This window comes from Meiothermus rufus DSM 22234 (genome assembly GCF_000423425.1).
GTDB classification, from domain to species: Bacteria; Deinococcota; Deinococci; order Deinococcales; family Thermaceae; genus Meiothermus; species Meiothermus rufus.
In genome coordinates, this window is the sequence record NZ_AUHY01000013.1 from 45664 (window position 1) to 58685 (window position 13022).

Consider the following 13022-nt stretch of genomic DNA (forward strand, 5'->3'; position numbering starts at 1 on the left):
CCTAGCGCACCTGCACCCGGTAGAAGAAATACCCCTCCTCACCAGGCAGAAGGGCCGGGGCCGGGCCTGTCCCATCAGGATGAGGCGCAGTGTTCAAAGCGCAGTAGGCCGCCAGGTTGAGGCTGATGGTGCTGGTTAGGCCCAGGTCAGGGTACACGGTGGTGCCATTGGGGCAGACCAGGGCCACCTCGCCGCCTCCCCCGTAGGCGTTTTGCACCAGGTCGGTGAAGAAGGGGATGGGGTCGAAGAGCACCACGTTGAAGATGGGCTGGCTGCCAATGTTCTGGTAGGCAATCCTGTACTCCAGCACCTCCAATGGCCTCCCTCCGGCGCTGGCGGCAAAGGGGGTGCCCTGGGTTACGTTGCGCACTTCCTTGGTAAGCCTAAGGGTTCCCATGGCCACCGTAGTCGCGTCTACCAGAGAGCGGGACTCCACTACGGAGGCGTTGTTGGTCCACTGCAAACTGGCCTGAAGGGTAGCCATATCCACCCGCCCATCCGGCACCCCCGCCGGAACCACTACCTGCACCTCTAGGGCGCAGGCTTTGAGGCTACCGTCGGCTTCTCGAGGCCAGGCCGCACCCACGGTGAAGCTAAGGGGTAAGGGAGTAAAGCTTTCCCCAGGGTCCCAGCTTCCATTGCAGTTGGCATCGAACCGGGCCTGGTAAGCGAAGCTGGGCGCACCGGCCAGGCTCAGCGCGACGTTCCCCAGGGTTCCAGGCTGGAAGAGGTGGGCGTAGGTCAGCACCCCAGGGCTGGTGGCCTGGCCCGACTGGTCGGGCCGGAAAGTGCTATGCCGTACCAACCCGAAGTTGCGGGTCAGATTAGCGGGCAGTCCGCTCGCTGCCCCCAGGCTCACCACCGCCCCAGAGGAGGTGGGACTAGTGGCCGCGCTCCAGCTGGTGACCGGTGTGGCCGCGCTCCCATCGTTCCAGCCCGTGGCCGGGCGCGCGGGGTGGGAGAGGGTTACGCTTCCCCAGGCGTAGGGGATCCAAAGGAGGTAATTGCCGTTCCCGTCCGTGGTGGCGGTACGGGTGTTCGTACCGTCTGTGGCCGCGAGGGTTACCCCACCCCCACCCCGCTCGGTTCCATCCTGAAGGGCGTTATTAGGGATGCCCCCTCCTTCCCCGTCGTCGTAGAAGACCCTACCGCTAAGCCGGGTACCGCGGAAAAGACCAAAATCCTGCCCGGTCAGGTTGCTATTCAAAGTCAGGCTACGCACTCCACCCGTGGGGTGGATAAAGTGCCAGCTGGAGGGCGGGTTGGGCGTGGTATCGGCAGGGTTGTTGTTATCGTCCACAATAAGGGTGTAGCTGCCAGGGGCCAGGTTGGGGAAGCTGTAGGCCCCAGTGCCGGGGTTGACCGTAGTCACCTGAACCATACTTCCCCCCTGCAAGAGCTTCACATAAACCGTAACCCCGCTGCTCCAGTCCTCGCCCCCGTCGCGCACGCTGTTGGGCTGGAGGTCGTGGTAGACGAAGCCGGAAAGGGTATACCCCACCACCGTCGAGCTAACCGAGACCGAGGCGCTTTGGCTGAAGCTAGTACCCAGGGTCTGGCTGTTGTAGCTGATCTGGGCGGTGTTGGTGAGGGTCTGCCCCGCTGCACTGGGGAGCACCTGCACCCGGAAGCGCACCGTGGCCCCCTGGGTTGGCGGGATAAGGCCGCCCGAGGTGGCGTTGGCCCCTACCCCTAAGCGGAAACGCACCCGGTTGTTGGCGCTATCGTACTCGGCGATGTCGTCCCCAGGCGTATCGGACATGGAGCCAGTGGGAGCGGTTGCCGCATTGGAAACCACCACCAGACTGCCCGGCACGTACTGGGTGTGGGCCGGAATGGGATCGGTGAGCACCACGTTGGTGGCCCCGTCCAGACCAATGTTGGTGAAGCTTAAGGTGTATTCCAGGATATCCCCCAGCAGGACATCCCCCCCGTTCAGGTCCTGGACGGTTTTGGTAAAAGTGGTAATCAGGTCGGGGACGTAGAGGTCAATCTGGAAGGTCAGAACGGTGGGAAAGTACACATCCTGGGTACTGGTGAACTGGAGGGTGGCACTGGTGGCCCCGTTGGGAATGCGGCCCGTGGCGTCTACGATATCGGCATCCACCGCCATCTGGTTGATGTAGTCGGGGGTTTTGCTGCTGAAGCGGGTTCCCAGGAGAGACACCGAGGAGTTAAAGAAGTTGTTGGCGGGGTTCTGGCCGTCGCTAAGGGCACTACCGTTGAGCAGAAGCTGGTCACCATTAATCCCGCCATCTCCTTCGAAGGCCACCGCTCCAACCCGGGCATTCACGCTACCAAAATAGGGGGCCAGAAAGCCGGAAGGGGTGATGGTCACCGGGTTGCCACTGCTAACTACGGCCAGCCCATCGTAGACCACCAGATTGCGCAGGGACTGGGCGGTGTCGCGGTAGACCACCACCAGGCTCCAGCCGGCGTAGAACCCCAGGCCGTCGTTTCCCGTGGCGGCCAGAATCCCCCCCACCCAGTAGGTGCCGTTGCCCGCAGCCTGCACCAGGCTGGTCAGGTCGGCAAAGGCAGTATAGGGGCGGCTTGTATTGGTGCCCTGGGTCGTAATGGTGCCCAGTAAGGTGCCGCTGATGCTCTGGTAACTGCCGCTGCCGGGGGGTTTGACGGAAATTTGATTGCGTCCAGCCGCGTTTTCACCAGCCCGCGCCCCCCAGTACAGCCTGGCAAAGAGTATCTGGCTGCCTGCGGGCAGGCTCAGGGTGGCGCTAGAGGAACCGCCCCGCCCAGTGGGCCAGGCTGGGGCGCTGGCATCGGCATTGAAAAAACGCATGGAGCGGGTTGTGTCTAATTGGTTCGATGAGGTAAGAATCGTATTGTTCGCCGCAGGGTTATTCATCACCGCAGAATCGCAAGCTGTATTGGTGGCATTCGGATAGCACATGAGGGTGTTGGCTATCAGGGTGATGGCCCCCCGGTCGTTGGTCTGGTAGCGAATGGCAAAGGGGGTGACCACCTGGGCGAAGGCCAAACTAGAAAAGAGCAGAAGGGCCAGTGCGCGTTTCACCATCCACCTCCCAGGAAGTCGAGGCGCAGATACAAGCCGGGGGCGGTATCGGGGGTGAGGCCGGTAAAGCCGCCGAAGGTGTAGCCCAGGTTGAGCCACAGGCCCTCCAGCAGGCGGAAGCTGGCCTCGAGGGCCAGGGCCGTGGCCTCGGTCTGGGTGCCGGGCTGGAACTGGTAGTAGGCCGCCGCCCCCAGGCCCAGCCACTCGGTAAAGTAATAGTTCACCCCCAGACCAAGCTGGTAGGTGTGGCCCGCCGGGTCGTCCAGCATGAGCCGGTAGGCCAGGCTGGGGCGGAGTTGGAACGAGAGGCCAGGGTGGTAGCTGGTGGCCAGGGCCCCCTCGAGGGTGCGCGCCTCCCCGCTTTGCAGGCGGTGGTAGGAGAGCAGCGAGACCTCGCGGCCCCGCAGGGCATAGGCCAGGGTGAAGCGGCCCTCGGGGGAGGGCAAAAGCTGGTAGGTGGCGTCAAAGGAGAGGGTTTGCTGGGCGTCGAGCTGGCCCGAAGCCCCGGCCCGCACCACCACCTTGGGCTCTCTTGCCAAAGCGGTCTCGCCGCCTAGCGTAGCGGTGAAGCCCTCGGCCTGGTAGCGCAGGGCCAGGCCAAAAGCGGCCTGATCTGCGCCGCTGGCGAGGCTGCGCTCGTAGCCGGCGCTGGCGTTCAGGCTCCAGTGGGCGTCCAAGGGGAGCGGGGCCTCGAGGCCAAAGCGGGCCCGGTTGCCCTCTCCGCTCACCCCGGGAAGCTGGTAGGAGAGGGCCAGGTTGGCCGCCCCCAGCTTCTGCTTGAGGCCCAGGGTGCCGGCAAAACCCAGCCCCCAGGTCTGGAGCAGATCGGCCTCGGCCATCAGGTTGGCATCGAAGGTATAGCGGGCGCTCAACCGGGTGGTGGCACTGGCAGCCAGGCTAAAGGGCTGGGCGTGGGTTAGCTCGCTTTTGAAGGAACCTTCCTGGAGGATGAGCCGCCCCAGGGCGCTGGTGGCGGCGTTTTCCCAGGTGTAGCCCAGCCCCGCCCCGATGGAGAAGGCCGGGCTCAGGCGGCGGATATACAAAAGGCCGGTGCGGTTGGTCTCGCTGGCCTGGTGCTCCAGGGCAAGCCTATCGGCCTCGCTCAGCCGGTAGCTCAGGCGGCCCTGGCCCTGGAGCCTATTTTCGTAGGACAGGCTGGCGCTGGACTCCAAAGCCCCGCTTTGGCCGGAGACCTCGAGGCCAAACCGCCCTTGGGGTTGGCTGGCCATCTGGCTATAGCTGACCTTCAGGCCAAAGCCCGCCCCCTGGTAGGTGGCCTCGGCCCCGTAGCGCCAGGCCTCGCTCGGCAGGAGGGCGGCCCCTGCGGCCAGGCTGAAATCGCCCAGCCTCAGGCGGGCCCCCAGCCCGTACCCCAGCTCCCGCGCCCCGCCCAGCGGGGCATAGACCACCCGCAGCCGCACCGGCTGGAAGTCGGAGGTAGTAGGCCAGAGGGGCTGGGCCAGGGTGAGGGTGCCGCTGGGGGCATCCAGCACGTAGTCCTTGAGGCGCTCGAGGCGCACTTCCTGCGGGCCAATCTGCAAATACACCTGCTCGCTCCCCGCTTCGGCAGGCCCGGAGAGCTTGTAGAAGCGGGTACCATCGGGCAGGATCAGGTCGGTTTTGCTGTTTGTCGGCACAAAGCCCACGAAGCCCCGCAGCGCCAGGTCGCCCCGGGTTTCCAGGCGCAAAGCGGTGGCCTGGGGCAGCCCGCTTACCCCGAAGACGCCGAGCCCATCGGCGTAGTAGCCCAGGCTGAAGCGGGCGTCGTCATAGCGCAGGGCTACGGGCTCGTCGGAGCGCAAAGGCAGGGTGGGCTCATTGCCCGCTCCGGTGAGGGGGAAGCGCCCGGTAGGGTCGGGCTCCTGCCGCAGGCCGCTTTTCACCTCGGGCTGGCCCTGGCTATAGCGCAGTGCACCATCCAAAGCCCCACGCAACACCCCCTCCCCCAGGGGGGCTTCCAGGTAACCCCGCCCCAGGCCAAACCCCTCTATGCCCTCGCCCAGGCGGACGCCCAGGCTGCCCTGGAACTGCCACAGCCGGTTTTGCTGCCCTACCACAAAGAACTCGGCCTCCTGAACTAGCTCGCCAAAGGCCAGCCGCAGGCGCAAAAGGGTGGGGGTAGGGGTCGGTTTGAGCCGCAGAACTACCCGCCCATCCCGCAAGAGGAGCTGGTAGCCGGAAAGGGTGGGGAAGGCGTCCTCGTCCAGCGGCTCACCCGAGGTTTCTAGGGTCAGCGGGCCAAAGCCTGAGAGCAAGCCCAGGGCATCCAAGGCCCGCACCTCTAGCTCCAAGGGCGTGCGCCCATCGGCCTGCAGGCGCAACGGACGCACCTCCAGCCGGGTGGGGCTGCCGACCAGGAAAACCTCAACCCGGTCGGAGCCTGCCGCGGTCTCCACTTCAATCAGGTTACGGCCCGGTTGCAGGGGCAGGCCGTAGTACTCCAGCCGCTGGATGCCTGTACCGCTATCGGAGGTGGCCTGGCCTAAATTTTTAGCCTCCACCGCCTCGCCATTCACGCTCAGGCGGGCCTCCAGGCCCAGCGGCATCTCTAACACCACCCGCGCCTTGTCCACGCGGAACAGGGTGCCCGGCAGGGGCTCCTGGATAAAGCCCTCGCGCCTTGGCACGACCAGTCCCTGAGCTTTGGCATACTCGGCTTTGCCGATGCGCCCCTTTAGGTAAACCTCCCGCTCCCCCAGCCAAAGGGTCAGGGTAGGTTCCTCCAAGGCGCCCAGGGCCTCGCGGTGGCGAAGCTGGTAGGTAAGCTCCCCTGTAGCCTGGTAGGGCAGCTCGAAGAAAAGCCGGCCTTCCGCATCGATCCGGGGATCGGGGATGGGCCTGCCATCCAGGCGGGCCGAGCCGGGTTCGTAGCGGGCCTCCTTGGGCGGAAGGTGGGTGAGCAGCAGGCCCTGGCCGAATCTGCCGCTGGCCTCGGCCTCTACCCTAAAGTCCAGGCGAACGGTGGAAAGACGCTGAGGCTCCAGGATGGGCAGGGCGGTCAGGGTAGCCCTGACCGGGAAGGAGGCCGGGGTATTGCCCACAAAGGCCGCAACCTGGTTTTCCAAGAGGCCCGCCCGGCCCGCCTGGCCTCTGAGTTCAAGCACCCGTTCCTCGCCGGGCTGCAAGGTAAAGCGCAGCTCGCCGGGCAGCTCTACTTTTAGCCCTTCATCGGGGGACTCCTGGAGCCGTACCTCGAGGGGGTGGTCGGTGGGGTTGGCCAGACGGAGGGTGAAACGGGCCTCACCCCCCACCAGTACCCGTGCGGGGGCCACGGTTTTCTCCAGGGGCAGAAGCACCCGGCGCAGGCGATCCGGGGCGCTGGGGTTGCCCCCGTTGGAGCGGAGATGGGCCAGGAAGCCCCCCTCTGCCGCCGGGCCAAAGCGCACTCGGGCGGTGTAGGTGTGGGTGGTGGCCTCGCCTGGGGCCAGGGTGCCCATAAAGGCAGGGGGGCTTTCCACCTCGAGCCACTCGGGGTAGGTATCCTCCAGGGTATAGGTGAGCGGGGCCTGGCCCGCATTGCGCACCATCAGCCTCACCGTCACCTCTTCCCCCGGTACCACTACCCGCCTGTCCAGCGAGCGGGAGAGTTCAGCCAGCGGGCGCAGCACCTGTACCTCGGCCTGGGCCTGGGCTAAGGTCTCGCCCCGGGCATCCAACAGCCGGGCGGTGTTGGTCAGGGTCGGGGGAGCCTCGGGGCTGAGGCGGGCGGTCAGCTCAAAGACCCGCTTCTCGCCTGGGGCAAGGGTGAGCGTCTGATCCAGGGGCTCTCCCTCCAAACCCGGGGCCAGGCTGTCCAGAAGCCGCACCTGGCCCGCTTCGTCGCCGGTGTTTTGTACCACCAGGCGGTAGGCCACCTCGCTGCCCACCGCGGCCCTGGGGGTGAGGGCTTCCTTGCGCAAGGTGAAGGTGGCCGGCTGGATGATCTGCAAGCTCCCCCGATCCCGCAGGCCCCAGGGGGAAAGATGGCCTTCCACCTGGGGTTCGCCCTTACAAACCGCCTGAACCGAAAGGCTAAGGCGTACCGGGCGGTCCTTGCGCAAGGGGGCCACAAGGCGAGGGGCCTCCTGGGCTTCCAAGCAGGGGGGAAGCAACAGCTCAAGCTCAGCGGGCAGCAGGTTGGGGAAGGCGGTCTCGGCCCAAAGCGTGAGGGTGGCGGTCTCCCCTACGCGCAACAGGGGCTTTTCCACCTCCAACCGAAGCCTGACCTCCGGGTAAACCCGGAAGCGCACCCGCTGGGTCTCGCCACTGGCCAGGCTTACCGCGTCCGGCCCTTCGACCCAGGCCCCTTCGATTGGGGTAGCCAAAGGGTAGCGGCCCGGGGCCACGGTCAGACGGGCTTGGCCCTGGCGCAGCTCCACTGCCTGTTCGCCGACCTGTACCCGTAGGTCAAGGGGTTGTTCGCCCTCCGGCAGCACCAGCCAGGCCTCTAGCTCGAGGCTGGCCTGGGGCGGCAAGGGCTTTTCCACCACAAAACGAACCTCTCCCCCGGCACAGCCAAAGCGGGCGGTTCGCTCGTCTATAGCCTCGCCCCCCTGTACCTCGGTGCGCACCAGGCGGTAGCCCTGGGGCAGCTCAGGCAGCCGCACGGTGCGGAGTTTGTCCCCTTCCTGAAGCAGCGGCAGTGCCAAAGGCTGGCCCTCTCGGTCGACCACCGTGGCCCTGACCGGGCGCGGCGGCACCACCCGGAAAGCCTCTTTTTCCACCTCCATACAGGCATCTATCCGCACACCAATGGTGTTCGAGTGCTGGGTTGCCCCCCTGGGCTGGCGGAAACCAAAGACGATGGCGCCCGGCTGTCGGATATCGTAGTAGGCCCAGTCCCGGTCGCCCGAGATGCTTCTGGCCTCGAGGCGCCCATCCGGCAGGCGCACCCGGGCTTCCATCTCTTTGGGGCCGTCCTCGTCGTAGAAGCCCACCCGTAGCGGCAACACCTCGGGGCTTACCTTGAGCACCAGGGGCTCGAGCCACTCAAAGCTGCGATCGTTGAGATTGATTTGACTGGGGCGGATATCGAAGAGCTGCGAAGTGGGGTCGATTAGAAGCCCCGCCGCCTCCGGCTCACTGGTCTGGATGCGGTAGCGGAAGGCGTTCTTACCCAGGCCGTAAAACCGGCTCTCGATATGGTACACCCCGGGCTCCACCGGGCCGCGGAAAAAGAGCGCCCAGCGGTGGGGCTCTACCCCGAAGGTTTCCTGGGCCAGCACCACCCCATCGCGCACCAGCACAAACTCGGCCCGTAGCTCGCCCTGGCCTTTGTCGTAGCGCTCGTCTCCCAGCTCTTCCTGGCCCTTTAGCCCCCGGCGGTAATCCGCTGGGTCAAAGCCGGGAGAGTAGATTTGCAGGTTGAGAAGGGTGGGTTTGTGCACCACCACGCTGGCCCGAAGAGCCTGAATCTCCCAGCCCAGTCGGTCGCCCGGCACGATGCCCAATAGATCGGTGCGGCTTTGCGCCAGGCCCAAAGCCAGGGCCAAAGGCCACAAGAAAAGAAGGAGGCGGGGCCAAAGGCTCATGGGTACCTCCAGCGCACCTGGGGGTCGGTGAGGAAGGCGGGCCCGGGAAGGTCGTAGATGAGGGTTTCCTGCCCCTCAAAGCGTTCGAAGCGGAAGACCCGTTCTCCCCCCTGGGGCAGCGGGTCGGTGAGGGTCAGCTCGGGGAGGGCCTCGAGGCTCTTTAGCTCGAGCACCACCCGCACCCCTTGCGGCAGGGGGAGGAGCTTCTTACGCACGGTCAAGGGGCCAAAGGTCAGGGTGGTCTCCCGTAGGGCCTGCACCAGGCCCTCGGGCGGCTCGAGGGGGAAGTCGCTTTGGGTCAGGCCCTCCACCCAGACCCGGTGGTGGTAGCCCTCCCCCTGGGCCCCGGGATGGGGCCGGGGCTTGAAGGGGGCCGAGGCCAGCTCCAGTAGGAGCGCCCACCACCCCCCCACCATGTTGCGGAAGCCATACCGCCCCTCGGCATCGGTGGTGGCTTGTAGCCCATTGCCCAAAACCACCCGGGCCCCCGGCAACGGCACATCCACCCCAGGGGTATACCGTCCGTCGCGGTCGACATCGAGGAAGACCCGGCCCACCAGGTTGTGCGGCGGGATAAACACCCCTGGCTCCAAGCGCACCAGGGCCGAGGCCCGGGCCAGCACCCGGAACTGGGCCCCTTCTATCCCGGTGGCCTGGGCAACATTCTCCAGAAGGTCACCTCCCCCGGAACCGATGCGCATCTGGTAACGCACCACCAGGCGCTGCCCGGGGTCTAGCCGCAGGTTCTCCCAGACCAGCCGCCCATCCTGCACCGTTGGCTCGGCGGAGCTGGCCGTTCCCGGCAGGTAGACCAGGCCGGGGTCGGGGGTGTCTTCCAGCCGGATCAGGGCCTCTTCCTCGCCCGTGTTGATCAGGGTGATGGTATAGGTCAACCGGTCGCCCGGTCTGGCCCGCGAGGGGCTTACCTCCTTGAGTAACATAACCTGGTAAGGCTTGCGCACTACCAGCCGGCTATAGTTGTCCGCATCCTGGCTTCCATCCGGGCAGGTGGCCGTCGGACTAAGGTGTAGCACCCCGCTGGCCCCCAGGGGAATGCCTACCTCTACCAGGATTTGCAGGCTCTGGCCCGGGCCGAGGGTGGCCTGGGTCAGGCCGGGCTCCCCCGGGTCAAGCTGCCCGTTTTCATTGAGGTCGTGATAGAAGGCCACGTTGCTGGGCGTCCAGGGCGCGGTGTCCCGCTGCCAGCCCAGGGCCAGGGTAAAGCTCGCGTTGCCCAGGTTGGCGAGCTGGTAGGCCAGGTACACCCTCTGCCCGGGAAACCCTCGAACCACATAGGCGGGCACGTCGGGCGTACCGTTGGGGGTGACGGAGGGCACGCAAACCGCCTGCACCACGGTCTCCACCGGATTGGAAGAGGCTACCGGCACACCGCCTACAAACCCGATGGCCTGGTTGCGGATCACCGTACCCGCAGGGGTCGGTTGAGCCCAGGCCAGGCTGAGGGAAAAAAGCAGCGCCCCGCCAAAGCACCCGTGCAAAATTCGAGGCCAAATATGGGTTGGCAGGGAAAACATGGCTCTAATGTTATTAATGACTCTTACGAAAAAGAGAAGTGCGAGAGCCGACGGGTTCATTGCTAAGCTCACCGACTCTCGCACTGTAGCTCCTTACTCCTTTGGGTTCCATTGTGGCCCGTCCCTCAAAGGGGGCGGGCCACAGAAGGCCTACTGCACCTGCACGCGGAAGGTAATGGTAATGCTCGCCCCAGGCGGCATCACATCCGCAGTGGTGATGGTGCTGTCGCTGTTGGTATCCACCGCCACGTAGAGGCTCTGCCCAGGGGCCAGGGACGAAGGCGCTGTGGTGCTCCAGGTGGTGCCGTCGGTGGAGTAGAGCACCTGGAACGTACCACTGAATCCACTGGCGCTAGCGCTGGCGCTTACGAAGGTGGTATAGGCCGGCAGCGGGTCGCTGAGGATCACCTGGGTCAGGTTGCCAGTGCCAATGTTCTGGGCCACCACGGTGTACACGATCTGGTCGCCCGGGTAGGCCTGGCTACCATCGGCGGAGCGCACCGTGGAGGTGGAACCCACATAGCTCACCGCGCTCTTGCTAAGGCTCAGCTCCCCACCCACCACCGTGGTAGTCTCGGTGGCAGTATCGCTGGCGGTGGCGCTGCCCACACTGCAGGTAGCGGTAACGGTATTTACGTCGGTGCGCCCGATGGGCTGGCCCGCTGGCACGATGACCCGGACGTAGATGGTGAGGCTACCCCCATTGGCCGCTACAAAGACGTTGCCCAAGGCCGAGTACCAGTTGGTGCCGTCCGTGGAGTACTGGTAGGTCCAGCCGTAGCTGCCCCCGTCACCCGAGATGTTGCAGGTGGCGTCTGCGTTGGAGAGGTTGGTGAGGGTGTGGGTGTACTGGATGGTACCAGGCGTGGTTGCGGTGCCCGAGCGGTTAGGCTCGAGGCTAATCTGGGCCACCAAGTTCACATCCACCGCGCCAAATATGGTGTCGCTCACGCTGGGCAGGGTGGTGCTGGTCACGGTGATGCTCACATTGTCGCTGGCGCCGGGGGTCGCATCTACCGGAGCAGCCCCCACCGGCACCTGCACGGCAGCGATGAAGCAAGCCGTGGCCCCTGCATTAATCAGGCCAGTGCTGTTCACTGGGGCGGGCGTTGGGGTATCCATGACCCCATCGCAGTTTGCATCAGGGTAAAAGACCACGCTCCAACCAGCCGGCAGGCTCGAGGTGAAGTTGTACGTATCGGGGTTGGCCCCGGTGTTGCTCACCTCGAAGGGGAAGTAGGCCACGCCGCCGGGGTTGACCGCCGGGTTGTAGCCAGGACGGGTGTCGTTGGCCGGATCAGCAGGCTCGCCCCCTGAGGCACCATTGGTGTTATGGGCGGCATCCACCGAGTAACCCGAGACCACTGCGCTCACTGTATCCGTAGTGGTGTCGGACTGGCTGGGGTTGCCCTGGCTGGTAGCCGTAACGGTCAAACTGACGGGAGTAGTACTGGTGTAGCTAGCGGGAATGGTGCAGCGCAGGGCAAAGTTGTAGTCCGCGCCCGCAGCAATCGGGCCTACTGGGCCAGAGATGGGGGTGCTGAGGTCGTCGGCCAGCAGGGTGCAGACCCAGCCCGAAGGCGCCCCACTCACGCCCAGGCTGAAACTATCACTGGTGTTGCCGGTATTGCGCAGGGTGTGGCGGAAGACCACCGCACTACCGCTATTGGCTGAGGCAATGGTCTGGGTATCGCCCGAGCGGCTCACGCTGTACCCGCCTGCGGTATAGCTACCCGAGGCTCCGGCCAGGGGGAAGGCGTAGGGCCCTACCGCCACGCTGTAGCTGGCGGCCACGGTGTTGTGAGTGCTGTTGGTGGTGGCGGTTTGATCGGTGCCGTTGTTGTAGCGCACCGTGGCGCTGTTGGTATAGGTAGTACCCGCCGGGGCAGAGGCTGGCACGGTAGCGCTAAAGCTGAAGGTGTAGGAGGCGGTCTGGGGGAAGAAGGCCCCACTCCCGCCAATGAACATCCCGATGGCAATGGTGCCGTTGCCGGTAAGGGGCAGGTTGCCTGGGGCCAGCGTGCTCCAGGTGGTGCCGTTGATGGTGTAGACGAAACTCACCGTGCCCGCCCCGGCGCTGCCAGTGGGCATGGCGCTCACCACAAGGCCACTAGGGATGACATCGGCCACCAGAATACCGCTGCCCGTAAGCCCAGGTACGCTCACCCCTTGAGCAGCGCTCCCACCGGTGTTGGCCCCGCTGATGGTGTAGGTGATAGAGCTTCCAGGAGCCACCGCACCGGAGGGGCTGGCTGCCTTGGTGGCGGTCAGGGTGGCGGCGGTGCTCACCACAGCCCGGGCCCAGTTGTTGGTATCGGTCACGCTAGGGCTGCCCGCTGAGGCCCCCTGTAGGTTGATGTTGGCGAACTGGCCGTTGGTGGCTGAAGGGGGAATCGTGCCGGCCAGGATGACGCAGGCCGACTGCCCCATGCTCAAGGTAACACTGGTGATGGGCGTGGTCTCGCCCGGATCGATAGTGCCGTTGCAGTTGGCATCCAGGTAAAGCGCGGTTCCGCTCAGATCGAAGGCATCGCCGCTATCCTGGAGGGTGGTCAGGTTGATGGTATCGCTGCCGTTGCCGGTATTGCTGACGGTGTAACTGAAGTAAACCGGTGCCCCAGGTAGCCCACTGCGGGTTTGGCCAGGGGTTGCCGGGGCGTTACCATCAGGGGTGATGCTGAAGCTATAGACCTGCTGCACCACCGTAATGACCTGGTTGGAGGTGGTGGTGCGGGGCTGGCCCGCCGAGTCGATATAGCTGGCCGAGGCCTGGTTGGCAATGTTAGTGCCGGCGGGGGTCTGCTGGGCCCACACCGCCCCAAGCATGACTAGAGCGGCTATCCACAAAGATAGGACTTACGCAGTTGGCTGAAGGATGTGGAGGGGATGGGCGAGATAACTTCGTATTGCCTCGCGAACAATGGACGCCTTGGCCTCGTACCA

At 65.3% G+C, this 13022-nt stretch carries 4 protein-coding genes; all 4 read right to left on the reverse strand.

Annotation, left to right across the window (positions count from 1 at the left end):
- Position 1: 1 nt before the first annotated feature.
- Complete coding sequence (locus G552_RS0103900) at positions 2 to 3037, reverse strand: SdrD B-like domain-containing protein (protein ID WP_425411431.1); 3036 nt, start codon at positions 3035 to 3037, stop codon at positions 2 to 4.
- Positions 3031 to 8544, reverse strand: coding sequence for a DUF11 domain-containing protein (locus G552_RS0103905; RefSeq protein WP_027881834.1), 5514 nt, complete (start codon positions 8542 to 8544; stop codon positions 3031 to 3033). Before G552_RS0103905 ends, G552_RS0103900 begins: the two co-directional genes overlap by 7 nt.
- Complete coding sequence (locus G552_RS15810; RefSeq protein ID WP_027881835.1) at positions 8541 to 10079, reverse strand: DUF11 domain-containing protein; 1539 nt, start codon at positions 10077 to 10079, stop codon at positions 8541 to 8543. Before G552_RS15810 ends, G552_RS0103905 begins: the two co-directional genes overlap by 4 nt.
- Positions 10080 to 10229: 150 nt before the next feature.
- The gene (locus G552_RS0103915) at positions 10230 to 12905 is read right to left on the reverse strand and encodes a DUF11 domain-containing protein (protein WP_051195670.1); all 2676 of its coding nucleotides are present in this window, start codon (positions 12903 to 12905) and stop codon (positions 10230 to 10232) included.
- Between the last annotated feature and the right edge of the window lie 117 nt (positions 12906 to 13022).